This window comes from Roseovarius halophilus (ex Wu et al. 2025) (assembly GCF_047086965.1).
In genome coordinates this window covers 16,033-40,814 of record NZ_JBKOTX010000020.1, presented here as the reverse complement: position 1 = coordinate 40,814, position 24,782 = coordinate 16,033, and the positions used below count along the sequence as shown (strand labels likewise).

The following is a 24,782-nucleotide window of genomic DNA, read 5'->3' as shown; positions in this document are numbered from 1 at the left end:
CCAATCAAAATGTTGAAGAAAACGAATTTGAAATATGGATAAGATAAGAAGAACTCATTTTTCTTCGGTGAAAATATCCCCAAGGGTCTCGATTTCGCCATCCTCGCTCAGGTCTTCCAACTCTTCCTGAACGGCCTCCTGATCCTCCTCGAGGGTCGAAATCACCTTTTGCAGGGCCGCGTTTGCAACAGTGGCCACGCGATCATCAAGGTCCTCGCGCCAGACCGACCAGATCGGGAAGGGAAATTTTGGTGCATCTGGCACGTAAAACAGTTGCCCCGCGTCGACATAGGATTTGACATAGCGGGCCGGCAGATAGGCGGCGAACTTGCGATTCATGATGAAATCGGCCCCGAGTGATCCCAGCGCAAGCGTCAAACCGGGGTTGGTCAGCTCGGGCAGATGCAGCGCATGAGCATGGACGAATTCCGGCCCCCAATCGATGAAGGCGTAATGCCCGCCCAGCGCCTCCAGATCTGGATCAGGCCACGCGGCAACCATGACCAGATCCTCGGACATCAAGGGTTTGATGGTCAGGCCGGGCCGCAGTTGCGGTGTGTAAAGCAGCGCCGCCTGCAATGTCCCTTCCAGCAATTGCCGGGTCAGGCGGTCCGGCATGCCGACCTCGCTGCGGATGCTGAGCTCGGGCATGGCGGTGCGCATCTCGTCGATCCACCGAAACCCGAGACGCGGCCAAAGTGAATACTGCGCGCCGATGCTGATGCTTTCGGTATAACCCTTTGGAAGGGCGATTTGCTGACGCGATTCCTCCCAAAGTTTCAGAAGGCTGAGCGCATAGCCTTCGAATTCCTGCCCCGCCGATGTCAGGGATGCCCCGGCCTTGGATCGGGTGAACAGCTCATGGCCGAGCATTTCCTCCAACCGGCGTATTCGCAGGCTGACCGCCGATTGCGTCACGAACAACCGTTCGGAGGCATGCACGAAAGACCCCGTTGCCGCGACTTCGAGAAAGGTTTTAACGAGGGCAATATCCATTCGCGCACTCCATCACGTAAGGACCGGCATACTTGAGACGAGAATATCTCACCTCAATCCTGAATATTATCAATTTTACACTTATGAACCACCCCGATACCTCCTCGGTTCTCGAAATGCGGCAAGAACAGGAGGATGCGCAATGCAGTCCCGGCGACAATTTCTGACCGGTGCCGTTTCACTGGCGACAGGCGCTTTGGCGATGCCCGCGCTGGCGCTTGGTGATCTGGATCTTCACCTGGTCCGTCAACGCACGGGCGAAGTTTTTCGTGGCGATCTTGTCCGCAAGCGCCTGTTCGGCCATGAACCGGACCAAGCCGCCTTTGCGGCCCTGAACCGTCTGTTGCGCGATGTGCGTGCCGGTCAGTCCACGAAGATGGACCTCGACCTGATCAAGTTGATCGGACGAATCCAGCGCCGGATCGGCGACCGGCCGGTGGTGATCAACTCGGCCTACCGCACAAAAGCAACCAACGCGGCGCTGCGGGGCAGCGCGACAAACAGTTTTCATATGCGCGGTCAGGCGCTTGATATTCACGCACCGGGCTTGTCGACGCGCCGCCTACGGCAACTGGCGCGCGCTGAGGAGGCAGGCGGAATCGGATGGTATCCGTCGCGCGGCTTCCTGCACGTCGACACCGGACCGCGTCGTGATTGGCGGCGTTAAACGAGCGTTCGTCACCGGCCGTTCTGTCCAAGCAGACAAAAGGATACTATCTGCGTAGCAGGGTCATTGATTTCTCGGATGTCGCAAAAAGAGCAGGCAGCCCGCTATGTATGAGTATCCAAATTTTCTTTTATCAGGGATGCCCCGAGCATCCGCGGCCCGAATCGCTTCCCGCCCCATCTTGATAACCAACAAGTTATCTGACCTGCCACAGAACTTTCATCCGTTCGGAACCGGAGCCGGGTGAGTGGATACACCGCTTGGCGCAGGTGGAGCAACCGACATCCGTGCGGAGCTTTCAGATGGCGCAGCGCGGCTGCCGGTTGCGGTGGTAAGGTGTTCCGCGAATTCCATTGGCGTCTGATTGCCAAGCGCCGAATGTGGGCGTGTCTCGTTGAAGTCAGCAGCCGAGGCCTGAATCAGAATAACCTGTTGACGCGTCAAACGCGCCGACACGATTACCGTTTCACGGGGCTCCGATCGAAAGGGCGGCGTCAAGGTCGAAATCGCCGGACTCCTGACCCAATTTCTTGGCCTATGCGCCTTTCCACAAGGTGTCAAATGAGTTTGGGCCGACTTGGTAGCGGAGGAGGGACTTGAACCCCCGACACATGGATTATGATTCCACTGCTCTAACCGACTGAGCTACTCCGCCAAACCGCGCGGACAAGTATGACAGGCCTTTTGTGGCGTCAAGCCCTATTTCCCGCTTTATCGCCCCGTTCCTTCCCGCCGCGGTTTACCGGCCGGCGCGGGTCAGCCGCGCCAATCGAAGAAGCCATCGCCAGCTTGCGCCAGAAGATCGGCCGCCATGGCACGCCCGAGCGCGGCGCCGTCCTCCACCGGGGCATGGCGTTCGTCGCCCAGCCTTTCGCTGCCGTCCGGGCGCAGGATCTCGCCGCGCAGGCGCAGCGTGCCACCGTCGAGTTCCGCGAGTCCGGCAATGGGCGTTTCGCAGGACCCGTCGAGCGCCGCGAGAAAGGCCCGTTCGGCGGCAAGCTGTTTGCCGGTCTGTGCATCGTGGATCGCGGCCAGCATGTCGGCGGTGGCGCTGTCGTCCTCGCGTCGTTCGATCGCGATGGCGCCCTGCGCCACGGCCGGCAGCATTTCTTCCGGCGCGACGGCGTTGCGCGCCACCTCGGGCCGGCCCAGACGATTCAACCCCGCCATCGCGAGGAAGGTGCAGGCGGCCACGTCGTCATCCAGTTTGCGCAGCCGCGTCTGCACGTTGCCGCGGAATTCCACCACTTCGAGGTGCGGGTAGGCGACCAGCACCTGTGCCCGCCGCCGCAGCGACGAGGTGCCGACAATGGCGCCCTCGGGCAGTGCCGCCAGCCCCTCGGCCCGGGGCGAGACGAAGGCGTCGCGCACGTCCTCGCGCGGGAGATACGTGTCGAGCACCAGCCCCGGGGGCTGCTGAACCGGCATGTCCTTCATCGAGTGCACCGCGATGTCGATGCCGCCATCCAGCAGGGCCTGTTCGATCTCGCGCGTGAAAAGGCCCTTGCCGCCCAGTTCCTTGAGCGGCGTGTCCGAGGCGATCAGCGCCTTGTCGTCCCCTTTCGTCTTGATGACGACGATCTCGAAGGCATCCTGCGGAAGGTCGAAGGCCGCGGCCAGCCTGTCACGGGTTTCGTGGGCCTGCGCCAGGGCGAGGGGAGAGCCGCGCGTCCCGATCTTGAGCGGTTTCGCGGGGGAAGGCATGTCAGGTTTCATACAGGCGGTTTAGACGCGGCAAATCGGTGTGGCAAGCAGCCCGTGCTTGACATCTTGCCGCCGGGAAGGGACCACGACGGGCAAACGGAGGATGCGAATGGCTGCCAACAAGACGATTCTGCGCGCGCTGGCCGGTGAGGCGCTGGATGTACCGCCCATCTGGATGATGCGCCAAGCGGGCCGGTACCTGCCCGAATATCGCGCCACGCGTGCCCAGGCGGGTGATTTCCTGTCGCTTTGCTACAACAGCGAGCTGGCAACCGAGGTCACGCTTCAGCCGATACGCCGCTACGCGTTCGATGCCGCCATCCTGTTCGCGGACATCCTCCTTGTGCCGCAGGCGCTTGGCGCCGACCTGTGGTTCGTGACCGGGGAAGGGCCGCGCCTGTCGACGGTCACGGCACAGGCAGATTTCGACCGTCTGAAACCCGCCGCCGAGATACATGACACGCTGAACCCGATCTACCAGACCGTACGCAACCTGTCCGGGGCGCTGCCGGGCGATGTCACGCTGATCGGCTTTGCCGGGGCGCCGTGGACGGTCGCCACCTACATGATCGCCGGGCGCGGCACCCCGGACCAGGGGCCGGCCCATGCGCTCAAGGCCGAGGATCCGGCGCTGTTCGATGCGCTGATGGAACGGCTGACGGAAGGCACGATCGAATATCTCTCGGCGCAGATCGCGGCGGGCGCGGAATGCGTCAAGCTGTTCGACAGCTGGGCGGGGTCGCTGTCGGGCGCGGATTTCGACCGTTACGCGACGGCGCCGGCGAAACGCATCATCGGCGAACTCAAGGCGCGGCATCCGGGCATCCCGGTCATCGCCTTCCCGCGTCAGGCGGGGGAGAAATACGTGGGTTTCCATGCCGCCACCGGGGCCGACTGCGTGGCGGTGGACGAAACCGTCACCCCCGAATGGGCGGCAGCGAACGTGCAGGTGTCGGGCTGTGTTCAAGGCAATCTCGCCTCGTCGCACATGGTGACGGGCGGCGAGGCACTGGTGCGCGAGACGCGGCATATCGTCGACGCCTTCCACGGCGGGCCGCATATCTTCAACCTCGGGCACGGGATCACGCCGGATGCGGACCCGGACAATGTCCAACTGATGATCGACACGGTCCGTGGCGGGTGAGCGCCGCCCTAGGCGGGAGTGACGTATCAGTCCGCCGGCGGTGCCGCCCGCGAGAAATTGCCGGGCAACGGGGATACGAGGGTCTTGGTGTAAGGTGCCTCGGGGTGGTCCATCACGCGATCGACCGGTCCTGTCTCGACGATCCGGCCATTCTCGAGCATGGTGACGCGATGGGCCATCTGGCGGACCACGGCGAGGTCGTGCGTGCCGAAGAGATAGGCCAGCCCGCGGTCGCGGACGAGGCGCTTGAGCAGGGTCAGGATCTGTGCCTGCACCGAAAAATCGAGCGTCGACACCGCCTCGTCGCAGATCAGCTCGGCCGCGACGCGAGGGCGCGGGCGATGGCGATCCGTTGACGTTCCCGCTCGATAGCTGCGCCGGGCGACGGTCCAGATAGGCGTGTGTCAGGCCCACCTGTTTCAGCAAACCCGTTTTCGCCGCGTCCGTCCCGTCGGGCCTGCCGTCGGCGCGCAGGATCTGGTCAAGGCACTTGCGGATGCTGTGGCGCGTGCTGAGCGTGGCATGGAGACCCTGAAAGAGACGAATTGCACCGCGCGGCGGAAACCGGCCAGCACCGCGGCGGTGCCCGTGGCCGGGTCGGCCACGGCTGCCCCTTCCAGCGTGTCGCCCGCGCGCTGGAGCGGGTTGAGCATCGTGAACGGGTCCTGGAACATCATGGTGATGCGCCGGCCCCTGTGCGCCGCCCCGCACCGGGGCGCAGAAGGTCCGTCGCGCCGAGGCGCATGTTGCCCGAGCCGTCTTCGCCGGCGATACCGATGATTTCGCCCCGCGAGAGCGAAAACCCGAGGTCCCGCAAAAGCGTGTTCCCAGCCGCGGTGCGGACGATGAGGGTCTCGACGGTCAGGACCGGTCCGTTCATTTCGCGGCCGCCTCCCGGGTCGGGTCGCCCAGCATGTTGATACGGCCGGCGGTGACCACGATCATGGCCGCGGGCAGAAGCAGCGCCGCGTAGGGGGAAATAGCGGCGTATCTGGATGCCGGGACCCTCGTGCGACATGAATGCGTAGACCATTGGGTGTGGTCGAGTTCCCGCACGCTGAGATTGATCCCGAGCGGCTTCACGTTCCGGGCCAATGTCAGCATGATGGATGACATGTATGGGGCGGTGGACGAGATCGGCACCGACATGTCGAAGCCGTCCACCTAGGAAGCCCGCGGGCCAACCCTGCGCGCCTTCATGGAGTATCGTGCGCCGCCGACGGCGCTGATGTGCAGCACGGACATGTTCGCCACCGGGACGTTGCTGGAGGCCCGGCGGCCGGGGCTGGACGTGCCGGGCGACCCGCCCTCATCTGGGTCGCGGCGCACGAACTGATCGGAGGTCGGAGCTCCGCCCGCCCCCGGCGCGACGCCTGAGCCCCTGATGACAAGGCGGGTTCCGGTTGCCTGCCGCCCGATCGCGCGAAGCCGGAAATACATTCGCCAAAGCAAATGTATTCGTTCGCAGACTGGTATTCGAGCTGCGGGGAACTTCGGTAGGGTAACGACATGGACGCAAGTCAGGTGGGCGGCAATTCCGGATGCGCAGTTTGAACCAACCCCTTGGCGGGAACGAAATGCCGCGTTTCGGCGGGCCGGCGACGATGATGCGGCTTCCGGCGCAGGACAGCGCGCAGGGCCTTGACGCGTGTTTCGTGGGCATCCCGTTGGATATCGGCACTTCGAACCGCCCGGGCACGCGCCTCGGGCCGCGCCAGATACGCGACGAAAGCCGGATGCTGCGCCCGTACAACATGGCCACGGGGGCCGCGCCCTTCGATCACCTTCAGGTCGCTGACGTTGGCGACGTGCCGATCAATACCTTCGATCTCAAGAATTCCGTCGAAATCATCGAGGCCCATTACGACGATATCCTGTCGGCCGATGCGATCCCGTTGACGCTGGGGGGCGACCACACGCTGACATGGCCGATCCTGAAGGCGATGAAAAAGGTTCATGGCCCGGTGGCGCTGGTTCACGTGGATGCCCATGCTGATATCAACGAAGCGATGTTCGGTGAAAGGGTGGCGCATGGCTGCCCCTTCCGCCGCGCCTGGGAGGACGGCTGCCTCGACAACGACCGGGTATTCCAGATCGGGCTGCGTGGCACTGGCTATTCCCGCGACGATTTTGATTGGGGCCGGGCGCAGGGCTGGACGGTGGTGCAGGCCGAGGAGTGCTGGTACCGGTCCCTTGCGCCCTTGATGCAGCGGGTGCGGGAAACGGTGCGGGACAGGCCGGTATACATTTCCTTCGACATCGACAGCCTTGATCCCGCCTTCGCGCCCGGTACCGGAACGGTGGAGCCGGGCGGCCTGTCCACATGGCAGGCGCTGGAGGTCGTGCGCGGGTGCGGCGACCTGAACATCGTGGGCTGTGACCTTGTCGAGGTCTCGCCGCCCTTCGATCCGTCGGGGAACACGGCGCTGATCGGTGCGAATTTGCTGTACGAAATGCTCTGCGTGATTCCAAATGTACCGCAGGACACAACAACACCCATAAATCAGGGAGACTGACCATGATGAAAAGACGCGAATTCATAACCTCGACCAGCGCGGCGGCTCTGGGAACGCTCGCCGCGCCGTCGCTATCGCTGGCACAGGGCGGCACGCTCAAGGTTGGCACCTACGGCGGGTATTTCGAGGAAAGTTTCAAGAAGCACATCTACCCGGATTTCACCGCCGCCACCGGGATCGAGGTGGACTCGATCGCCGAACCCACGGGCGAGGCGTGGCTTGTCCAGCTGCAACAGGCGGCGCGGGCCGGCCAAGCGCCGGCGGATGTCTCGATGATGGCGCAGGTGCCGCGGATCCGCGGTGAGCGTGCGGGCCTCTGGGCCAAGCTGGACCGGGGCGCCATGCCCAACGTCGAGAACCTGCCCGATCACTTCATTCACGGATATGACGGTGACGGGTTCTACGGCACCGGTGCCGTTGCGTGGTACATTTCGCTTGTGACCAACACCAACGTGTATCCCGCCCCCCCCGAGAGCTGGAAGACATTCTGGGACCCGGCAAACGAGAACCGCCTCGGCCTGCTGGCGCTTGCATCGAATTCCTTCCTGCTGGAGATCACGGGGCACTGCTTCTTTGGCGGCACCGACATCCTCGCCACCGAGGAGGGTGTGCTCGAAGTCATGAACAAGCTGGCGGAAGTGAAGCCCAATGTCCGACTGTGGTACCGGGACGAAGGGCAGTTCCAGCAAGCGCTGGAAACCGGCGAAATACCGATGGGCCAGTATTACCACGACGTGACCGGGCTGGCGGCGGCCGATGGCAAGCCCGTGCGCTCGACCTTTCCGACGGAAGGCGCGGTCCTCGATGCAGGGTCGTGGGTGGTTTCCAAGGCCTCCGACGCCATCGAGGCCAGCCAGGTCTTCATCGACTACATGTCCCAGCCCGAAATCCAGTCCAAGCTGTCGCGCTTCGTCGGCACCGCGCCGACGATCCCGCGCAGCATGACGGACCTGACGGACGAGGAATTCGCCGCCGTCTCGTCGGAGGTGCCGCCGATCCTGCCGCGGTATGAACTTTACGTCGACAAGGCCGACTGGGTTAACCAGAAATGGTCCGAACTCGTCACGGGTTGAAACTCGTGGCCCGCGACCGGCCCGTGACCTACCCGGGCCGGTCACCACAAGAAGGATACCCCCATGACCGAGCTGTCGCTGCGAGGCATGACCAAGCGTTTCGGGCGCCTGGCCGCGGTCGAGGATGTCAGCCTTGAGATCCCCGACGGGACATTCGTTTGCCTTCTCGGCCCGTCGGGCTGCGGCAAGACCACGCTCTTGCGTCTGCTCGCCGGACTTGAAGTGCCGAGCGATGGACGGCTCATCGTCGCGGGGGAGGATCAGACGGCGGTTCCGCCGGAAAAGCGCGAGTTCGGCATGGTGTTCCAGTCGCTCGCGCTGTTTCCGCATCTGAGCGTTGCGGAAAATATCGCCTATCCGCTCATGATCCGCGGACGGCCAAGGGCCGAGGCCCGGGCGCGCGCGGAGGAGTTGCTGGACCTCGTGCAGCTTTTCGGCCTTGGTGACAGGCGGATTCACCAGCTTTCGGGCGGCCAGCGGCAGCGGGTGGCCATTGCACGGGGTCTTGCGATCGACCCGCAGGTTTTCCTGCTGGACGAGCCGCTTTCGGCGCTCGATGCCAATCTGCGCGAACACATGCAGGTGGAACTGCGCCAGCTTCAGAAACGCCTCGGAGTCACCACGATCGTCGTGACACACGACCAGAAAGAGGCGCTGACCATGGCCGATGTCGTGATCGTCATGAACGAGGGACGGGTTCAGCAGGTCGGTTCGCCGATGGAAATCTACCGCGATCCGGCCAATGCCTTCGTCGCCGGCTTCATCGGCACGTCCAACCTGCTTCCCTGCACGCTTACCGCCGATAACAGCATCGAGGTTTCCGGCTTCAGGTTCGCGGTGGACAAGTCGGACCGGATCAAGAGCGATCCCGGCACCGGTCTTGTCCTTTCGGTGCGGCCCGAGGACGTGCGGCTGGGGGCGGCGGACACGGGGCTGACGGCCAAGGTCACTTTCATTCGCGACCTCGGCGAAAGCATCCAGTACGTGCTCGAGCAGGGCGATCATGAAATCACCGCGCTTTATGCGCCAAGCGCCCGGCCCGATATTGGGCTCGGCGACGAGGTCGGCGTGGCGTTCGCGCCGGGCAAGCGGGTGGTCCTTCCGTCATGAGCACGCTGTCCCGGAAACCCACATCGCGGTGGCTGCCGGTCGTGCCCACGATATGGCTGCTGGTGTTTTTCCTCGTGCCCTTCGCCATCATGCTGTCGGTCAGCGTGGCGCACCGGGTGCCGGGCGGTTTCTACGAACCGGGTTTCGAACTCGACAGCTACCTGCGGTTCTTCTCCGTGTTCTTCGGGCGCATCCTGCTGACCTCTGTCCTGATTTCGGCCAGCGCGGCGGCGATCTGCGTTCTGCTGGCCTTTCCGTTCACCCTCAGCCTTGCGCGGATGAAACGGCGGGGGCAGACGGTCGTGCTTGTGATCCTGTTGTCTGTCCTGTCCCTGTCCGAAGTCATCATCGGTTTCTCGCTGTCCACCCTGTTGTCGAAAACTGCCGGGGTCGGCAACCTGCTGTCCTTGCTCGGGATCATCGAGGAGTCGCGGGCCTATACGCCCAGCCTGTTCGCGCTGATGACAGGCATGTGCTATCTGGCGCTGCCGTATTCGGTGCTTGTCCTTTACCCGCCGGTGTCGCGGCTCGACCCCGAACTGGGCGAGGCGGCCCGGATTATGGGCGCGAGCCCGTTCCAGACATTCAGGACGGTCACGCTTCCGATGTTGCGCAAGCCGATGGTGGGCGCGCTCATCCTCGTTTTCGTGTTCACGCTCGGCATCTACCTGCTGCCACAGGTTCTGGGCAAACCGCAGCACTGGACATTGTCGGTGCACATTACCGATCAGGCGATCTTCCAGTCGAACCTGCCCTTCGCCGCCGCCATGGCCGTGCTGCTGTTGCTGGTGTCGCTTTTGATGGTCGGCCTTTCCCTGCTGCTTGGCCGTGACAAGGCGGGTGACACATGACGCGCCGCCTGCAGGTCATCTATGTCGTCGCGATCCTGCTGCTGCTGGCGGCGCCGATCGTTGTCGTGGCGGGCATCTCTCTGAACGGGCAGCAGAGCCTCCGATTTCCGCCGCAGGACCTGTCGCTGAAATGGTACGCCGAGCTTTTCCGCAATTCCGACTGGCTGGTGCCGCTGCGCAATTCGCTCGTCATCGCGGCTGTTTCCAGCCTGCTGGCTGTTGCCGTCGCGCTGCCGCTGGCGCTGCATGTCTGGTCGCGGAACAACTGGTTCGCGCGGACGCTTTACGTGCTCGGGGTCGCGCCATTTATGCTGCCGCCGGTGATTTCCGCGCTCGGGTTCCTGGTGTTCTGGGTGTCCGTCGGCATGTACGGCCAGATGACGGCGACGATCGTGTCGCACGCGGTGTTCCTGGTGACCCTGCCGGTCGTCACGATCAGCCTTGGGTTGGCCACGGTGGATACATCGCTGATCGAGGCGGCCCGGACAATGGGCGCGACGCGCGGGCAGGTCCTGCGGACGGTCATCCTGCCGCTACTGACGCCCTTCATGATCTCGGGGTACGCCTTTGCGTTCGTGCTTTCGCTGAACGAGTACATCATCGCCTACATGGTCGCCGGGTTCACCGTGGAAACCCTGCCGATCAAGATCTTCAACTCCCTTCGTTACGGGTACACGCCCATCATGGGCGTTGTCTCGGTGATCTTCGTGGCGCTTGCCGCGCTGGCGTTCGGCCTGATCGGGCGCTATGGCAATCTTCCGCGTCTTCTCGGGGCGGAAAGGATCGGCAATGACTGATCTGCCCGAGACCATGGTGGCCGCGCTCTGCGACGCGCCGGGCCAGCCGTTGCGGCTTGACCGTGTCCCGGTGCCCCAGCCCGCCGCTGGCGAGTATCTGGTCATGATGGAAAGCTGTGGGCTTTGCCATTCCGACCTCCACGTTCAGCAGGGCGAAGAGCCGATGCCGGCTGAGGCCTTTCCGCTGATCCTCGGGCATGAAGGGGTGGGGCGGATCGTGGCCGGGGACGGGCCGCTTGGCGTGGGCACACGCGTCGGCCTGCCGTGGCTATACGGGGCATGTCTTGACTGCGATCCCTGCCTGCGCGGCCGGGAAACCTACTGCCCGCAACAGAAGGCCCGCGGCCTTGATGCCGCCGGGGCCTTCGCGGAGTTCGCGCTTCTGGATACCCGGTTCGCAACGCGTATCCCCGACGAGATCGACCCAGTCACCGCCGGCCCGCTGCTGTGTGCCGGGCTCACTTCATGGTCGGCGCTGGCACGCTGCGAGCTGCGCGCCGGCCAACGCCTGCTGGTGGTGGGTGCGGGCGGGCTGGGCCAATATGCGATCGCGATCGCACGGGCGCAGGGCCTGCGCGTGGCGGTCGCCGAACCCGACGAAAGCCGCCGGGCAGAGGCGCGGGCCCTCGGGGCTGACCTTGTCGTGCCGCCGGGCGCGGCGCAGGACATCCGCGACTGGGGCGGCGCGGACATCACGCTCAACTTCGCGCCCACGCCCGCCGTTTGGGACCTGATCGCCGAGGTCGCGAACCCGATCAGCCAGATCGTGGCGGTCGCGCTCGTGCATGATCCCGTGCCGCTGTCGATGATGTGGCTGATCGATGGGGGCCACCGGGTCATGGGGTCGTCGGTGGGCACGCGGGCGGACCTGCGGCAGTTCCTCGACTTCGCGCGGGATCATCCGCTCGCGGTCGATCACGAGGTGCTGCCGTTCGAGCGTGTCACGGAGGGCCTCGATCGCCTTGCCCGGGGCGATGTGCGCGGGCGGATCGTGCTCGATTTCGGAAAGACGGAGACAGGATGATGCTCAGACTGGCCATGTGGCAGGGGGTGGGCGTGCCCAATGACCGCGTTAACACGGTGCGAGAGGCCGAGCGCGTTGTTTCGAATGCCGCCGAGGCGGGGGCGGACCTCGTGGTGTTCCCCGAGGGCTACCTGACCGGGTACCATGTTCCCGGGTTGAAAGCCGCCGATCTTGCGGATGTCGAAGAGGCACTGGCCGCCGTCGGCCGGATCGCGGCCGAGCAGGCCGTGGCGGTGGTGATGGGATCGCATTTGCTGTCGACCGACGGGGTGCGCAACGCGGCGGTGGTCTTTTCGGCAGCCGGCGAGGAACTGGACCGCTACTACAAGCGCCTGCTGTTCGGGGCGTGGGAGAAAAAAACGTTCGTGCCGGGCAACCACCCCGCGCGCGTCCAGATCGGCGGCCTGCGCATCGGCGTGCTGATCTGCTATGACGTCGAGTTTCCCGAACTCGTCCGGGCAGAGGCACGGGCCGGTACCGATCTGGTCGTCGTGCCGACCGCGCTCATGGCGCCCCATGAACGCATCGCGCGCCAACTGGTGCCCGTCAGGGCGATGGAGAACCAGATTTTCCTTGGCTACGCCAACCGGATCGGTTCGGAGTCCGGTCTGGAATTCGTCGGCCTGTCGTCGATCAACGGGCCCAACGGCGAAACGCTCTCGTCCGCCGGGAAGACGCCGAAACTTCTGCTGGCCGATCTTGATCCGGGGCTGCTGCAGCGCGAACGCGCCGAGAACAGCTATCTCGATGACCTCGAGCTTTTAAGAAGCCGCTGACCGTTTGAAGGGTCAGGTACGCGCGTAAAGCGACAGGAGCTCCTTGCGGAACAGCTCTATCGTCGCGGGCAGGGGGCCCTTGCGGGTCAGCAGGTTCATCGGAACGTCGAGATTGGGGTCGTCGAAGGGCAACCGGCGCAGCTTGCCGGCGTCCACGTGGACCTTTGCGGCATGTTCCGGCAACAAGCCAAGGAACGCGCCGCTGAGAACCAGTGCCATCTGTGCCTCGATCTCCTGAACGAAGACGTCCTTTTCCGAAAGCTGCCAGCCGCGCTGTCGCCGCCGGCTCCAGTAACGGCGATGCGCCCATGCAAAGCCGGTGTAGTCGCAGCCTGAAATGGTATCGTCCGGCTGGTCGAACAGGGCGTGGGGCCGGCCACAATAAAGCCCATGACGTTCGTGGTAGATGGTCTGGTACTCCAGCCCGCCGACAACGTTGTCGAAGCCGCCGATTCCCACGTCGAAGCTGCCGTCGAGGATGCCGCTCAGGATATCCTGCGGCCGCTCGACCGTCAGTTCGACACGAACCGCCGGCGCGGTTTCGACGAAGACCCTGATCGCCTCGGGCAGGTGGAATGCCGGATCACTGGCGAGGCAGTCGACCATGGCGATCTTGATGTTGCCCACGAGGCTGCCGCGCAGCTCGGCCAGCTTGCTTTCGTGGGTGGCCATGGTCGCCAGCAGCGACTGGCTCATCTCGTGGACGATCCGGCCCTTTTCCGTCAGCAGGAATCCGCGCCGCCCCCGCTGGCAGAGCTTGACGCCCAACCGCTCTTCCAGCGCGGTGATGTGGTTGGAGATCGTTGGCTGGCTGAGGCCAAGTTCGACCTGCGCGGCAGAAATGCCGCTGTTTCGAACGACGCTGTTGAAGACAGCAAGAAGATGCAGTTCGGTTCCGGTGATTTTCATGGCTGTATAGAACCAAGCAAGTGATGCCCTTAACAAGTACCCCGGCACGGGATTACGTGATCTTTAAGCAGGCACGGGACATCGCCACAAGCGGCGGTTCCCCCGGCCGGGCGCGGCACGGCGGCTGTGCGTTTCGGTCAAGTTCGTCAACAACATGGTGCGTCTCAAGCGTGAGACCGCGTGCTTGGGCCGAAGCAGCACGGCAATCCCGGACACGGCAATGTGTCGGATCTGAAGGATTGGGTGCGCTTCCGGGTCGCGGCACTGGCGTATTCGGGGAATGATGACTTGCCGGCGACGCTGGGCGCGGAGCACGGTCTGACAGTGTATCGTTGCTCGGTCTCACGGCTGCCGTTGATGGCTCAAGGCCGCCGGGTACAGAGCCGATAGAGCGCCAAACGCGCTAGAAATCGAGGTTCTCGACGTTGAGCGCGTTCTGCTGGATGAATTCGCGGCGGGGCTCGACGACATCGCCCATGAGCTTGGTGAACAGGTCGTCGGCTTCGGCCACGTCGTCGATCCGGACCTGGAGGAGCGTGCGCGCCTCGGGGTCGAGCGTCGTTTCCCAGAGCTGATCCGGGTTCATCTCGCCCAAGCCCTTGTAGCGTTGGAGGGTCAGGCCCTTTTCGCCTTCCTTGAGGATCACGTCGAGCAGGTCGAGCGGCCCCTGGATAGTCTGGCTGCGTTCCTTGCGCACGAGCGTGGCGGGCTGGACGTAGATTTCGCGCAGTGCATCCGTCATCTGGCCGATCATGCGCGCCTCGCCCGAGCGCAGGACTGGCCCGTCGATGGTCCGCACTTCTTCCACGCCTCGGACAACGCGCGACAGGCGCAGGCCCTTGTCCTGTGTCGGGCGCCCCTGCCAGCCGCGCTCGTATTCCACCGCGATCAGGTCCAGCCTTTCGGCCACGGCATCCGCCACGCCCTGAAGGTCGGCATCCACCCGACCGGGCACGAAGGCCTCGGCAATGGCGGCCTGTTCAAGGATGTGGCGCGGGTAGTGCGTCGGAAACGCGTGCAGGATGCGCCGGGTCTGCCGGGCTTCCTCGACCACGCGCACCAGGTCCTGGCCGACGATTTCCTCGCCCGAGCCGAGGCGCAGCACCGCGTCCTCGGTTCCTTGCGCGATCAGGTAATCCTCGAGCGCCGGTTCGTCCTTGAGATAGACCTCGGACTTGCCACGCATCACCTTGTAGAGGGGCGGCTGCGCGATATAGAGATATCCGCCCTCGATCAGTTCGGGCATCTGGCGATAGAAGAAGGTCAGAAGCAGGGTGCGGATATGCGCGCCGTCCACGTCGGCATCGGTCATGACGACGATCTTGTGGTAGCGCAGTTTCGATATATCGAACTCGTCCCGCCCGATCCCCGTACCGAGCGCCATGACGAGATTGCCGATTTCCTGGCTCGACAGCATCCGGTCGAAGCGCGCGCGTTCCACGTTGAGGATCTTGCCGCGCAGGGGCAGGACGGCCTGCGTGGCGCGGTCGCGCCCCGTCTGCGCGGAGCCGCCCGCACTGTCACCCTCGACGAGGAAGAGCTCGGTCTTGGCCGGGTCCTTCTCGGAACAATCCTTGAGCTTGCCGGCAAGGTAGTTGACATCCATCGCCGTCTTGCGGCGGGTCAGTTCGCGGGCCTTGCGGGCAGCCTCGCGGGCCAGCGCGGCCTCGATGATCTTGCCGACGATCTGCTTGGCCTCGTTCGGGTTTTCCTCGAACCATTCGGAGAGTTTCTCTGTCACGAGACTTTCCACCGCCGGGCGGACCTCGGAGCTGACCAGCTTGTCCTTGGTCTGGGAGCTGAATTTCGGATCGGGCACCTTGACCGACAAGACGCATGTCAGCCCCTCCCGCGCGTCGTCGCCGGTGAAGCTGACCTTTTCCTTCTTCGCGATGCCGCTATCGGTGGCGTATTTCTGGATCGTCCGGGTGAGCGCGCCGCGAAAGCCCGCCATGTGGGTGCCGCCGTCGCGCTGCGGGATGTTGTTGGTGAAGGGCAGCACCGTTTCGTGGAAGCTGTCGTTCCACCACATCGCGATCTCGACACCGATGTCGTCACGTTCGCCGGTGATGAATATCGGGTCGGGGATCATGGGGGACTTGTGGCGGTCGAGATACTTGACGAATTCACGCACGCCGCCCTCGTAATGCAGATCGGCCTCGAGCGTTTCCGCGGGCCGTTCGTCGCGCAGGATGATGCGGACACCGGAGTTGAGGAAGGCCAGTTCGCGCAAGCGTTTTTCCAGCGTCTCGAAGCTGTAGTCGAGATTCGAGAAGGTGTCCGTTGAGGCGAGGAAGCGCACCTCGGTCCCGCGCCGGCCATCGGCGTCGCCGACGACTTCCAGGTGCTCGGCGGTCTCGCCGCGCTCGAACCGGGCGACATGTTCCTTGCCCGCGCGCCAGATGCGCAGCTCGAGCCAGTCGCTGAGTGCGTTGACCACCGAGATACCGACGCCATGCAGCCCGCCCGATACCTTGTAGGAATTCTGGTCGAATTTGCCGCCCGCATGCAGCTGGGTCATGATGACCTCGGCCGCTGAAACGCCCTCTTCCTCGTGCATCTCGACGGGAACGCCGCGGCCGTTGTCGCTGACCGAAACGCTGGAATCGGCGTGGATCGTGACGGTCACCGCGTCGGCATGGCCGGCAAGAGCTTCGTCGATGCCGTTATCGACGACCTCGTAGACCATGTGGTGCAGGCCCGATCCGTCATCCGTGTCCCCGATATACATGCCGGGGCGTTTACGAACCGCCTCCAACCCCTTGAGAACCTTGATGGAATCGGCGCCGTATTCTTCTTTTGCCGGTGCAGTTTCGGCCATGCGTGATTTCCTTCGCACTTTTTTGATTTTATACGATTTTATGGGGGCAATGTCACGGGCCGCACACAATATTTTGTGCCGAATATGGCCAGGTCAGCGGGCTTTCGTGGGCGGGGCGGTCATGTCAGCGCGATCAGCCCGGCCACAACGATCAGCAGCGCACCCGAGGCGAGGTTGGTGCGGCGCAGTGCGCGGGGCGAGGCCAGCAGGCGCCGCACCCGGCCGAGGAAAAGTGCCAGCGTCAGGTTGCCGGCCAGCGGCACGATGAACGAGATCGTCACGATCGCGGCGATGTCCGGCGGCGTCACCCGCGTGAGGTCGAAAAAGCCCGGCAGCATGCCCATGTAAAACAGGATCGCCTTGGGATTGCCGAGGATCACCGCCAGTCCGGCCATGAAGCCGGCCCAGCGTCCCGGCCGGGTCAGGCGGCTATCGGCCGTGATCGTCCGGTCGGTATGGCGGATGAGCAGCAGGCCCATCGCCGCGAACATGATCACCGCGACCCATCGCAGAAGGATCAGGAAGCCGTCGACCGCCGAGACCAGCCAGCTGACACCCAGAACCGCCAGCAGCGGCCAGAGAACGTCACCCACCGCCACGCCGAGCGCCAGCGGCCACGCCGCGTGGAAGCCGCCGGACATGCCGCGTGCCATGAGCGCCAGCCAGACGGGACCGGGCGTCAGGAAAAGCACGAGGATCCCGCCGGCATAAAGCCAGAGTTCGGCCATCGAGAGCGTCATGATTCGTCAGGCAGCGTGAGGCCGCCATCGGCGTCGAGCGGCCAGAAAGGGTTCATCGCCGTTTCCCAGATATGGCCGTCGGGGTCGGCCCAGTAGCCCGAGTAACCGCCCCAGAATACCGCTTCGGGCGGTCTGAGCGCGGTGGCCCCGGCGGCAAGCGCGGCGGCGTAGGCGGAATCGACCTCGTCTCGTGTCGGGAAATTCTGGGCGAGCGTTACCGCGCCGGTGCCGAGCGTCGCATCGGGCCGGCCTTGATCGGCGGCGAGGGCGGCGCGGCCGAACAGGCCGAGCACGAAACCCCGCAACTGGTAGAAGGCGATGCCGGGCTGTTCCTGTGCCGGAGACCAGCCCAGTGCGGCGTAGAATGCCTTGGAACGGTCGAGATCATTCACGCCGAGGGTGATGAGGCTGACACGTTGCGATGGCATGGTCATGGAGCTGCCTTTCGTTTCACTTGGCTGTTGTCGCCGGTTTCGGTGACTTCTAGATGCTGGGTACGACAGCCCAGCTCGGCGAAGAGTTCGGCGCCAGTGCCGGTCATCCATGCCTGTGCGTCGAGCGCGCAGATTTCGTCGTACAACGCGGCGCGGCGGTCGGCGTCGAGATGGGCCGCCACCTCGTCCAGCAAGAGGAGCGGTGCCGCGCCCGTATCCCGCGCCAGCGCGCGGGCGTTCGCGAGAATAAGAGAGACGAGAAGCGCTTTCTGTTCGCCGGTGGAACAGTCGCGCGCCGGCACGCCCTTGGCCGCGTAGACGCCATGAAGGTCGGCCCGGTGCGGCCCGATCAGCGTGCGCCCGGCAGCCAGATCGCGGAAGCGGCTTTCATGCAGGGCGTCGCGGAAATCCGATGGCGTTGCAGGCATGGCGCCCTCGGTCATGGTCAAGTCGAGCTCGGCGGTCGGGAAGGCCGTTTCGGCGCGTTCTTGTGCCGTCCGCAGGCGCTCGAGCGCGGCGTGGCGGGCGCGATGGATGGCGTAGCCGGCTTCAGCCATCTGCCGTTCGAGCGCAACGTACCAGTGCCCGTCGCGAACCTGATCCTTGAGCAGCCGGTTCCGTTCGCGCATCGCCTTTTCATAGCTCAGGGAGGTTTCCGCGTGATCGGGCTCGAAGCTCATTGTCATGCGGTCAAGGAAACGCCGCCGGCCCTCGGCGGGCTCGATCCAGAGCCTGTCCATAGCGGGGATGAGCCATAGCACCCGGGCGATGCGGCCGAGCGCGGTTTGTGCGGCGGGCTTGCCGTCGATCCGGGTCTGGCGTGGCTGGCCATCCTCCGACCAGATCTCGATCTCGTGAATCTGATCGGCCGCGTGCAGGATACCGGTGATTTTCCAACCGAGGGATTCGGGCCGGCGGGCCATGTCCTGGGCCGAGGCCCGACGCATCCCGCGGCCCGGCGAAAAAAGGGAGACCGCTTCAAGCACGTTGGTCTTGCCCGCGCCGTTGGGGCCGTGAATTGCCACCGGGCGCGCATCCAGCGCCAGCCGTGCGGATTTGTGCGACCGGAAATGCGAAAGTGTCAGGGTCGAGAGGTGGAGGCCCGGCATGGGAGGTGAGTAACCAAATACCAAACATCATTCCAGAAGCAAAAAGCCCGGCATCTTGGCAGGGCTTGACTGCATCAGGTCACAGCTTGGTATCGCCGGAGGGCCTGATGGCCTTGCAACAGAAAGGTCTTGAAGCGGATGTTTCCAGTGCCGCGCCCCTCAGGTTCATATCTTGACCGGTAAAACCGTCTGCTCACACCCGCATCGGCATCACGACATAGACGGCGCTCGTGTCATTGCCTTCGCGCATCAGGGTCGGGTCACCCGAGGAATTGAACAGGAACACCGCGTTTTCGCGGTCAACCTGGCTGGCGATTTCCAGCAGGTACTTCGCGTTGAAGCCGATCTCCAGCCGTTCGTCCCCGTAGGCGACGGCAAGCTCCTCCTCGGCGGCGCCGCTGTCTGGGGCGTTGACCGACAGAACCAGCCTGTCCTCGTCGAGCGCGAGTTTCACGGCGCGGGAGCGTTCGGAACTGACAGTGGCGACGCGATCCACCGCCTGCGCGAATTCGGCGGCGTCCACTTCCATCTTGCGGGTATTCCCTTGCGGGATGACGCGGGTGTAATCGGGAAACGTGCCGTCGATCACCTTGGAGGTCAGGGTGATGTCGGGCGTGGCGAAACGTACCTTGGTTTCCGAGACGGAGACGGCGATCTCGGTGTCGTCGTCATCAAGCAGTTTGCGCAGCTCGCCGACGGTCTTGCGCGGGACGATGACGCCCGGCATGTCCTCGGCGCCCACCGGTAGGTCGGCATCGATCCGGGCAAGGCGGTGGCCGTCCGTGGCCACGCAGCGCAACACCTGCCCGCCTTCTGCGTCGGCCACGTGCATGTAAACGCCGTTCAGGTAATAGCGTGTTTCCTCGGTCGATATCGCGAACTTGGACTTGTCGAAAAGGCGGCGCAGGGCGGGCGCCTTGGCCGAGAAGTTGGCCGTGTATTCCGAGGAGGCCATGACCGGGAAATCTTCCTTGGGAAGGGTCGCCAAGTTGAAATTCGAGCGCCCGGCCTCGACCGTGAGGCGCCCTGCCGTGCTGTCATCCGTGAGGGTGACAAGCGCGCCGTCGGGAAGCTTGCGCACGATTTCATGAAGCGTGACGGCCGAGACGGTGGTGGCGCCGGCGCGCTCCACCTGCGCCGGGGCGCGATCGACGACCTCGATATCGAGGTCGGTGGCGCGGAAATGCACGGAGTCGCCCTCGGCCTCGATCAGGACGTTCGCGAGGATCGGTATGGTGTTGCGCCGCTCCACGACGGATTGCGCTTGTGCCACGGCCTTGAGCAGCGTGCCGCGTTCGATGCTGAGTTTCATGCCCTCGCTCCCTGGTCAGGTATCGGTCTGGCGCCGGGATGGGCACGGTAGCAAAAGCCCCCGGCCGCGCAAGCCTTTTGTTTCGGATGTTTTCGGGGCATTCACGCCGGCAGTCAAGGGGCGTGCCGGCCCGCGCCGTCACCCTTCGAGGGTGCGGCGCAGCAGTTCGAGGTCCTCGTCGATTTGGCCATCCTGCGTACGCAGTTCCTCGATGCGTTTTACCCCGTGCATGACGGTGGTGTGATCGCGCCCGCCGAAGCGGCGCCCGATCTCGGGGAGGGAGCGAGACGTCATCTGCTTGCACAGGTACATCGCCACCTGCCGCGGCCGTGCGAAGCTGCGCAGGCGCTTGGGCCCGATCATGTCGGAGAGGCGGATGTTGTAGTGCTCGGACACCTTGCGCTGGATTTCCTCGATGGTGATCTTGCGATCCGACGCGCGCAGCACATCGGCGAGGCAATCCTGTGCGAGATCGAGGGTGATGGGGCGGCCGACCAGCGAGCCGAAGGCGAAAAGCCGTGTCAGGGCCCCTTCCAGCACGCGGACATTGGTGGAAATGCGGTGCGCAAGGAACTCCAGCACGCCGTCGTCCAGCACCAGGTCGGGATATTGCGGGCGTTGATGTTCCACCTTGGATTGCAGGATGCCGAGGCGCAATTCGTAATCGGTGGGATGCAAGTCCACGACGAGCCCGCACTGCAAGCGGGAGCGGATGCGTTCCTCGAGATTCTCGATCTCGCCCGGCGCACGATCGGCGGAGATCACGATCTGCTTGTTCTGGTCCACCAATGCATTGAAGGTGTGGAAGAATTCTTCCTGCGTGCTGTCCTTGCCGGCGATGAACTGTACGTCGTCGACCATGAGCACATCGACCGCGCGGAACATTTCCTTGAAATCCATCATCCGGCGATCGCGCAGGGCCTGAACGAACCGGTACATGAACTGTTCGGCAGAAAGATAGAGCACGGACAATTCGGGCCGATTCTGGCGCAGTTCCCATGCGATTGCATGCATCAGGTGCGTCTTGCCGAGGCCCACGCCGCCGTAAAGGAACAGCGGGTTGAAGGTCACCGGGCCGCCTTCGGCCACGCGTTTCGCGGCTGCATGGGCAAGTTCGTTGGGTTTGCCGACGACGAAGCGTTCGAACGTGAACCGCTCTTCCAACGGTGCCGTCGGGAGGTTCCCGTTTGCGGTGCCGGCCCGCTCGCTTGTTGGTTGTTCGGGCGTAGTGGCGGTTTTGGTGGTCGGTGACACCTGCTTGTCGGCAGAACGCGTGACAACCTTGAAGTGTATGCGCCGTATCTCGGGCGCACAGGTATTCATCTGGTACAGGATCAGGTCGCCGAAATTCTGCGACACGTAATTGCCCATGAAGCTGGTGGGGACGGTGAAGGTGGCAACACCCTCTTCAACCCCAGATAGTTCAAGCGGCTCTATCCACGTCTTAAAGTTGTTTTGCCCGACAGATTCGAGCAGTTGTTGCCGGATTTGGCCCCATTGTTCCTTGGTCATTCATCCCGTTCCGCGAATTTTCCGACCGCCTCGTGGACAGTGGAATTATGGCTCTTCTGCCTGCGTTCCGCGCCGGGAATACCACACACGTACAGGTCAAGCTCCCGCTTGCGACGTAGCCGCGCCGAAGCGGTGTCATAACAACCCAACCTGACCAACAAAACAAACGAGCTCGATTGCGGTAGTCCCCACAAGCCGCCTTACCCGTTCGTTACTTACCCGTGCATACCAGATGGACAAAGCCACACGTGAAGCCTATGACAGCCTCTGAAGGGTACGTCCCTTCAACGTTGGCGGCAGCTTGTCCCCCCAAGCGTGAATCGCAGGATTAAAGTAGCAAGTTGTCTGGCAGAGCGGCAACCGTTCTTAGCGCTTGACATGTTAAAGTCGTGGAAAGAATCTTGGCCCGTCAAAAAACACGCATGCATGAAAAAGGCGCCCCGCAAGGAGGCGCCTTTGTTTTTCAAGGGGTTCGTGTCAGCGCTTAGCTCAGCGCCTTTACCCGTGCCGCCAGCCGCGACATCTTGCGCGCTGCGGTGTTCTTGTGAAAGACGCCCTTGGTCACGCCGCGCATAAGTTCCGGCTGTGCCGTCTGCAGGGCCGCTTGCGCGGCGTCCTTGTCGCCTGACGCAATAGCCTCCTCTACCTTGCGCAGGTGGGTGCGGATGTGCGAGCGACGTGCCTTGTTGACGCTGATGCGGCGCGCGTTCTGGCGGGCGCGTTTCTTGGACTGCGGCGTGTTTGCCATTTTCGACTCAGACCTTTACTTCGGGTTTCAGTGTATCTTTCGGTTGCACAGCGAAACCCTGCCCGGCCACCAAGCCGGCGTGATTCTGGCCGAGGCGGGCCGCACGCGCATTTGCATCGGGGTTCCTAGCCAAGTTTTCGGAAATTGCAACATCAAATACCACCCCCCGCCGCGCATGGCGCGGCGGGGCGATCGGTTCAGGCCTCGCGGCCATGGGCCTTGAGCCGCGCGTGCAGGTCCCACGCCTGCGGTGCACCGGCTTCGAGTGCGAAGACATACGCGTGCGTCAGGTAAAAACATGCCGCGTCGAGGTCGTTCATCGTGTCGGCGGCGGTCGTGTAGAGCTTTATCAGTTGCCGACGGTCGTTCGCCTCGTGCGCGGAAATCATGCGCTGGTCCAGATCCTTCATTCCGCCGCCCTCGCTTTGGCCCGGTGGGTTTCGATCTTGCCGGCGACCCATTCATGGAAACAGTGGGTCGGGCTGTCCATGACAGGCGAAAATCGGCCGCCGTCGAATTGCGTGGCATGACGACCGCGCTGCATCCCCTCGACGACGAAGATGTCCTCCTCGAACACGGTTTTCCACAGTTGCGTGTTGCGCATCCTGAGTCCCTCGTCACTATTGGGCACGGCATAGTAGAGGTGGATGTTCTCGACCGTCCGTTCCGGGCCCCGCGGTTCGAGGATGATCGCGAAGGCGTGGTCGCGATGAGTGCCCAGAAGCACGTTCGGGTAGACGGCGATATACTCCGCCTGCTCGTTCCACTTGGCGCCGACATCCTTGAAATCGGGGAATTTCTCACCGTTCTCGTTGGTGAGTTGACGATAGACCAGCGTCCCCTGGCCGGAATATTCGCCGGGCTTCTCGATGTTGTAGTGATCCTCCAGTTTCGAGTAGCTGTTCAATCCCGGATGGACCCACGGCAGGTGGTAGCTTTCGCAATAGTTCTCGACGGCCAGTTTCCAGTTGGTCGCGACTTCGAGCTGAAGGCGGCTGTCATGCCCGCCGTGATAGAGCGGCAGGTCGAACTCGGACCAGCGGTCCATGATGTCGGCCATCGCCTCCTCGAAAGCGGGCGCATCACCCGAGACGTTGATCCAGACCACGTCACGCCAGACATGGCTGCGCACCTCGACAAGGCCAAGGTCGTCGCGCTTGATCGCGTCGTGGGTGTTGTGCCCCGGACCGCCGACATGGGGCGTGCTCACCAGCTTGCCCTTGGTGGAATAGCACCATGAGTGATAAGGGCAGCGGATTGCGCCTTCGATCTTCCGGGGTTCCTCGACCAGGATCATGCCGCGATGGCGGCAGATGTTCTGGAATACCCGCACCGCGCCGTCCTTGTCCCGGATGAGCAGCAGCGGCATCCCGAGAAACTCCATTGGAACGGCGTCACCGGGGGCAGGCACGTCCGCGGCCACCGCAAGGCCCGCCCACTGCGAAAAGAGGAGCGCTTGCTTTTCTTCCTCGTAGACGCCCGCATCGATGTAGTGGGCATTCGGCAGTCCATTCGCGCGATCCACGCGCGACCGGACATTGGACAGATCTGTTACGTTCTGCGTCATGGGGCACTCCTCGTTGGCGGATATGACCCGTTGACCAGAAAACAGCGCACGAAAACCGACTATCCGCGACCTGATTTTCCCCAAGGCGACAAGAGATCGTGATGGGTAGGCGGTGGAGACGCGAAAACCGCGCGCGTCACGAACCCGGCATACAGCCGATGGCCTGCCTGTCCCGCGTCGCAAGACAGGCCGTCACACCGTTCACCGGCCGGCGTTGACTATCCGCGGGGGAGGGCTGCAACCCCTGTCCTCGCGACTTCAGTCAGTCCCAGTGGGCGCATCAGCTCGGCGAACGCGTCTACTTTGTCGGGGGTTCCGGTGATTTCGAAAACGAAGCTGTCAAGCGTGCTGTCAACTACGTTGGCTCGGAAAATGTCAGCGAGCCGCAGCGCCTCGACCCGTTTGTCGCCGGTTCCCTCCACTTTCAAGAGGGCGAGTTCCCGCTCCACCGAGTGACCCTCCACCGTAAGGTCGTGGACGTCATGTACCACGACGATGCGGCCGAGCTGGGCCTTGATCTGTTCGATCACCTGCGGCGTGCCGGTCGTGACGATGGTGATCCGGCTGGTGTGGCCGGTATGGTCGACCTCGGCCACTGTCAGGCTGTCGATGTTGTATCCGCGCCCCGAGAACAGGCCGATCACCCGCGCCAGAACGCCCGGCTCGTTGTCGACGATGACCGCCAGCGTGTGGGTTTCGCTCACGTCCGAGAAATTCGGTCGAAGGTTGTAGGCAGAATGCTTGGACGAGCCTTTCTTGATCTTCAGGGCTGACATTTCCGGCCTCCTTTCAGGCGGTACATCTGGGCGGTTTACGTTTGATAAACTTCCGGCCGGGCTGCCGCAAGACACGGTCGTGAAGGCATGGCAACAGAGTGTTTCATGACAATTATGTGACAGACTCGCGTTTTTGATCTATGTTTTGCCGTGGGTTCGGCGTGCGTCCGCCGCCTGAGAGGGGCGTGAATGTAAC

Annotated in this window: 27 protein-coding genes and 1 tRNA gene; 10 read left to right on the top strand and 18 right to left on the bottom strand. The window is 63.6% G+C overall.

The genetic code is table 11. The features are described from left to right. Positions 1–54 precede the first annotated feature (54 nt). Positions 55–996, bottom strand: coding sequence for a LysR family transcriptional regulator (locus tag ACH107_RS06260; RefSeq protein WP_412505091.1), 942 nt, complete (start codon positions 994–996; stop codon positions 55–57). 142 nt (positions 997–1,138) lie between these two features. On the opposite strand from ACH107_RS06260, the gene ACH107_RS06255 reads away from it, so the two are divergent. Further along, complete coding sequence (locus ACH107_RS06255) at positions 1,139–1,663, top strand: YcbK family protein (RefSeq protein ID WP_412505090.1); 525 nt, start codon at positions 1,139–1,141, stop codon at positions 1,661–1,663. A gap of 578 nt (positions 1,664–2,241) precedes the next feature. Here ACH107_RS06255 and ACH107_RS06250 read toward each other — a convergent pair. Together ACH107_RS06250 and hemC are read right to left on the bottom strand one after the other, a co-directional pair. Next, positions 2,242–2,318: transfer RNA gene (locus ACH107_RS06250), tRNA-Met, on the bottom strand. Positions 2,319–2,419: 101 nt separating this feature from the next. Further along, a complete protein-coding gene (gene hemC / locus ACH107_RS06245; RefSeq protein ID WP_412505089.1) occupies positions 2,420–3,379 on the bottom strand; it encodes a hydroxymethylbilane synthase in 960 nt (319 codons plus the stop codon). Between the two features lie 97 nt (positions 3,380–3,476). On the opposite strand from hemC, the gene hemE reads away from it, so the two are divergent. Then, positions 3,477–4,511, top strand: a complete 1,035-nt coding sequence (gene hemE, locus ACH107_RS06240; RefSeq protein WP_412505088.1) for a uroporphyrinogen decarboxylase — start codon at positions 3,477–3,479, stop codon at positions 4,509–4,511. 26 nt (positions 4,512–4,537) lie between these two features. Here hemE and ACH107_RS06235 read toward each other — a convergent pair whose 3' ends face one another. The 4 genes from ACH107_RS06235 to ACH107_RS06220 all read right to left on the bottom strand — a co-directional run bounded on the left by ACH107_RS06235 (position 4,538) and on the right by ACH107_RS06220 (position 5,675). After that, the gene (locus ACH107_RS06235; protein WP_412505087.1) at positions 4,538–4,807 is read right to left on the bottom strand and encodes a hypothetical protein; all 270 of its coding nucleotides are present in this window, start codon (positions 4,805–4,807) and stop codon (positions 4,538–4,540) included. Between the two features lie 123 nt (positions 4,808–4,930). Further along, positions 4,931–5,188, bottom strand: coding sequence for a hypothetical protein (locus tag ACH107_RS06230; protein WP_412505086.1), 258 nt, complete (start codon positions 5,186–5,188; stop codon positions 4,931–4,933). Beyond that, the gene (locus ACH107_RS06225) at positions 5,185–5,391 is read right to left on the bottom strand and encodes a hypothetical protein (protein WP_412505085.1); all 207 of its coding nucleotides are present in this window, start codon (positions 5,389–5,391) and stop codon (positions 5,185–5,187) included. Before ACH107_RS06225 ends, ACH107_RS06230 begins: the two co-directional genes overlap by 4 nt. After that, positions 5,388–5,675: a hypothetical protein gene (locus ACH107_RS06220; protein WP_412505084.1), complete on the bottom strand. Its 288-nt coding sequence runs from the start codon at positions 5,673–5,675 to the stop codon at positions 5,388–5,390. Before ACH107_RS06220 ends, ACH107_RS06225 begins: the two co-directional genes overlap by 4 nt. 34 nt (positions 5,676–5,709) lie before the next feature. On the opposite strand from ACH107_RS06220, the gene ACH107_RS06215 reads away from it, so the two are divergent. The 8 genes from ACH107_RS06215 to ACH107_RS06180 all read left to right on the top strand — a co-directional run bounded on the left by ACH107_RS06215 (position 5,710) and on the right by ACH107_RS06180 (position 12,658). Continuing rightward, positions 5,710–5,847, top strand: a complete 138-nt coding sequence (locus ACH107_RS06215; protein ID WP_412505083.1) for a hypothetical protein — start codon at positions 5,710–5,712, stop codon at positions 5,845–5,847. A 205-nt stretch (positions 5,848–6,052) separates the two neighbouring features. Next, the gene (gene speB, locus ACH107_RS06210; RefSeq protein WP_412505082.1) at positions 6,053–7,027 is read left to right on the top strand and encodes an agmatinase; all 975 of its coding nucleotides are present in this window, start codon (positions 6,053–6,055) and stop codon (positions 7,025–7,027) included. A 2-nt stretch (positions 7,028–7,029) separates the two neighbouring features. Next, positions 7,030–8,100, top strand: coding sequence for an ABC transporter substrate-binding protein (locus ACH107_RS06205; protein WP_412505081.1), 1,071 nt, complete (start codon positions 7,030–7,032; stop codon positions 8,098–8,100). Between the two features lie 63 nt (positions 8,101–8,163). Beyond that, a complete protein-coding gene (locus ACH107_RS06200; RefSeq protein WP_412505080.1) occupies positions 8,164–9,210 on the top strand; it encodes an ABC transporter ATP-binding protein in 1,047 nt (348 codons plus the stop codon). Continuing rightward, positions 9,207–10,061, top strand: coding sequence for an ABC transporter permease (locus tag ACH107_RS06195; RefSeq protein ID WP_412505079.1), 855 nt, complete (start codon positions 9,207–9,209; stop codon positions 10,059–10,061). The genes ACH107_RS06200 and ACH107_RS06195 overlap by 4 nt, the downstream gene beginning before the upstream one ends. After that, the gene (locus ACH107_RS06190) at positions 10,058–10,858 is read left to right on the top strand and encodes an ABC transporter permease (RefSeq protein WP_412505078.1); all 801 of its coding nucleotides are present in this window, start codon (positions 10,058–10,060) and stop codon (positions 10,856–10,858) included. The genes ACH107_RS06195 and ACH107_RS06190 overlap by 4 nt, the downstream gene beginning before the upstream one ends. Further along, the gene (locus ACH107_RS06185) at positions 10,851–11,882 is read left to right on the top strand and encodes an alcohol dehydrogenase catalytic domain-containing protein (RefSeq protein ID WP_412505077.1); all 1,032 of its coding nucleotides are present in this window, start codon (positions 10,851–10,853) and stop codon (positions 11,880–11,882) included. Before ACH107_RS06190 ends, ACH107_RS06185 begins: the two co-directional genes overlap by 8 nt. Then, on the top strand, positions 11,879–12,658 hold the full coding sequence (locus tag ACH107_RS06180; protein ID WP_412505076.1) for a carbon-nitrogen hydrolase family protein: 780 nt from the start codon (positions 11,879–11,881) through the stop codon (positions 12,656–12,658). Before ACH107_RS06185 ends, ACH107_RS06180 begins: the two co-directional genes overlap by 4 nt. 12 nt (positions 12,659–12,670) lie before the next feature. On the opposite strand, the gene ACH107_RS06175 is transcribed toward ACH107_RS06180, so the two are convergent. From ACH107_RS06175 to ilvN, 11 genes are all read right to left on the bottom strand, one after another. Continuing rightward, complete coding sequence (locus ACH107_RS06175; protein WP_412505075.1) at positions 12,671–13,567, bottom strand: LysR family transcriptional regulator; 897 nt, start codon at positions 13,565–13,567, stop codon at positions 12,671–12,673. 403 nt (positions 13,568–13,970) lie between these two features. Continuing rightward, positions 13,971–16,388: a DNA topoisomerase (ATP-hydrolyzing) subunit B gene (gene gyrB, locus ACH107_RS06170; protein WP_412505074.1), complete on the bottom strand. Its 2,418-nt coding sequence runs from the start codon at positions 16,386–16,388 to the stop codon at positions 13,971–13,973. 119 nt (positions 16,389–16,507) lie between these two features. Continuing rightward, positions 16,508–17,128 (bottom strand): LysE family translocator, encoded by a 621-nt coding sequence (locus tag ACH107_RS06165; RefSeq protein WP_412505073.1) that lies wholly within the window; start codon positions 17,126–17,128, stop codon positions 16,508–16,510. Beyond that, positions 17,125–17,556, bottom strand: a complete 432-nt coding sequence (locus tag ACH107_RS06160) for a VOC family protein (protein WP_412505102.1) — start codon at positions 17,554–17,556, stop codon at positions 17,125–17,127. Before ACH107_RS06160 ends, ACH107_RS06165 begins: the two co-directional genes overlap by 4 nt. A 2-nt stretch (positions 17,557–17,558) precedes the next feature. Next, the gene (recF, locus tag ACH107_RS06155) at positions 17,559–18,671 is read right to left on the bottom strand and encodes a DNA replication/repair protein RecF (RefSeq protein WP_412505072.1); all 1,113 of its coding nucleotides are present in this window, start codon (positions 18,669–18,671) and stop codon (positions 17,559–17,561) included. A gap of 193 nt (positions 18,672–18,864) precedes the next feature. Next, positions 18,865–19,983, bottom strand: a complete 1,119-nt coding sequence (dnaN, locus tag ACH107_RS06150) for a DNA polymerase III subunit beta (RefSeq protein WP_412505071.1) — start codon at positions 19,981–19,983, stop codon at positions 18,865–18,867. Positions 19,984–20,121: 138 nt separating this feature from the next. Further along, positions 20,122–21,495: a chromosomal replication initiator protein DnaA gene (gene dnaA, locus ACH107_RS06145; RefSeq protein ID WP_412505070.1), complete on the bottom strand. Its 1,374-nt coding sequence runs from the start codon at positions 21,493–21,495 to the stop codon at positions 20,122–20,124. A gap of 484 nt (positions 21,496–21,979) precedes the next feature. Then, positions 21,980–22,243, bottom strand: coding sequence for a 30S ribosomal protein S20 (rpsT, locus tag ACH107_RS06140; protein ID WP_412505069.1), 264 nt, complete (start codon positions 22,241–22,243; stop codon positions 21,980–21,982). A gap of 197 nt (positions 22,244–22,440) precedes the next feature. Further along, positions 22,441–22,653 carry a hypothetical protein gene (locus ACH107_RS06135; protein ID WP_412505068.1) on the bottom strand — a complete coding sequence of 71 codons (213 nt, stop codon included), beginning with the start codon at positions 22,651–22,653 and terminating at the stop codon, positions 22,441–22,443. Continuing rightward, positions 22,650–23,810, bottom strand: coding sequence for an aromatic ring-hydroxylating oxygenase subunit alpha (locus tag ACH107_RS06130; protein WP_412505067.1), 1,161 nt, complete (start codon positions 23,808–23,810; stop codon positions 22,650–22,652). Before ACH107_RS06130 ends, ACH107_RS06135 begins: the two co-directional genes overlap by 4 nt. Before the next feature lie 218 nt (positions 23,811–24,028). Beyond that, positions 24,029–24,586, bottom strand: a complete 558-nt coding sequence (gene ilvN / locus ACH107_RS06125; RefSeq protein ID WP_412505066.1) for an acetolactate synthase small subunit — start codon at positions 24,584–24,586, stop codon at positions 24,029–24,031. Positions 24,587–24,782: the final 196 nt, after the last annotated feature.

Coding starts and splice junctions, on each gene's coding strand:
- ACH107_RS06260 (WP_412505091.1), bottom strand. CDS start 996: ATGGATATTGCCCTCGTTAAAACCTTTCTCGAAGTCGCGGCAACGGGG.
- ACH107_RS06255 (WP_412505090.1), top strand. CDS start 1,139: ATGCAGTCCCGGCGACAATTTCTGACCGGTGCCGTTTCACTGGCGACA.
- hemC (WP_412505089.1), bottom strand. CDS start 3,379: ATGAAACCTGACATGCCTTCCCCCGCGAAACCGCTCAAGATCGGGACG.
- hemE (WP_412505088.1), top strand. CDS start 3,477: ATGGCTGCCAACAAGACGATTCTGCGCGCGCTGGCCGGTGAGGCGCTG.
- ACH107_RS06230 (WP_412505086.1), bottom strand. CDS start 5,188: ATGATGTTCCAGGACCCGTTCACGATGCTCAACCCGCTCCAGCGCGCG.
- ACH107_RS06225 (WP_412505085.1), bottom strand. CDS start 5,391: ATGAACGGACCGGTCCTGACCGTCGAGACCCTCATCGTCCGCACCGCG.
- ACH107_RS06215 (WP_412505083.1), top strand. CDS start 5,710: ATGGAGTATCGTGCGCCGCCGACGGCGCTGATGTGCAGCACGGACATG.
- speB (WP_412505082.1), top strand. CDS start 6,053: ATGCGCAGTTTGAACCAACCCCTTGGCGGGAACGAAATGCCGCGTTTC.
- ACH107_RS06205 (WP_412505081.1), top strand. CDS start 7,030: ATGATGAAAAGACGCGAATTCATAACCTCGACCAGCGCGGCGGCTCTG.
- ACH107_RS06200 (WP_412505080.1), top strand. CDS start 8,164: ATGACCGAGCTGTCGCTGCGAGGCATGACCAAGCGTTTCGGGCGCCTG.
- ACH107_RS06195 (WP_412505079.1), top strand. CDS start 9,207: ATGAGCACGCTGTCCCGGAAACCCACATCGCGGTGGCTGCCGGTCGTG.
- ACH107_RS06190 (WP_412505078.1), top strand. CDS start 10,058: ATGACGCGCCGCCTGCAGGTCATCTATGTCGTCGCGATCCTGCTGCTG.
- ACH107_RS06185 (WP_412505077.1), top strand. CDS start 10,851: ATGACTGATCTGCCCGAGACCATGGTGGCCGCGCTCTGCGACGCGCCG.
- ACH107_RS06180 (WP_412505076.1), top strand. CDS start 11,879: ATGATGCTCAGACTGGCCATGTGGCAGGGGGTGGGCGTGCCCAATGAC.
- ACH107_RS06175 (WP_412505075.1), bottom strand. CDS start 13,567: ATGAAAATCACCGGAACCGAACTGCATCTTCTTGCTGTCTTCAACAGC.
- gyrB (WP_412505074.1), bottom strand. CDS start 16,388: ATGGCCGAAACTGCACCGGCAAAAGAAGAATACGGCGCCGATTCCATC.
- ACH107_RS06165 (WP_412505073.1), bottom strand. CDS start 17,128: ATGACGCTCTCGATGGCCGAACTCTGGCTTTATGCCGGCGGGATCCTC.
- ACH107_RS06160 (WP_412505102.1), bottom strand. CDS start 17,556: ATGCCATCGCAACGTGTCAGCCTCATCACCCTCGGCGTGAATGATCTC.
- recF (WP_412505072.1), bottom strand. CDS start 18,671: ATGCCGGGCCTCCACCTCTCGACCCTGACACTTTCGCATTTCCGGTCG.
- dnaN (WP_412505071.1), bottom strand. CDS start 19,983: ATGAAACTCAGCATCGAACGCGGCACGCTGCTCAAGGCCGTGGCACAA.
- dnaA (WP_412505070.1), bottom strand. CDS start 21,495: ATGACCAAGGAACAATGGGGCCAAATCCGGCAACAACTGCTCGAATCT.
- rpsT (WP_412505069.1), bottom strand. CDS start 22,243: ATGGCAAACACGCCGCAGTCCAAGAAACGCGCCCGCCAGAACGCGCGC.
- ACH107_RS06135 (WP_412505068.1), bottom strand. CDS start 22,653: ATGAAGGATCTGGACCAGCGCATGATTTCCGCGCACGAGGCGAACGAC.
- ACH107_RS06130 (WP_412505067.1), bottom strand. CDS start 23,810: ATGACGCAGAACGTAACAGATCTGTCCAATGTCCGGTCGCGCGTGGAT.
- ilvN (WP_412505066.1), bottom strand. CDS start 24,586: ATGTCAGCCCTGAAGATCAAGAAAGGCTCGTCCAAGCATTCTGCCTAC.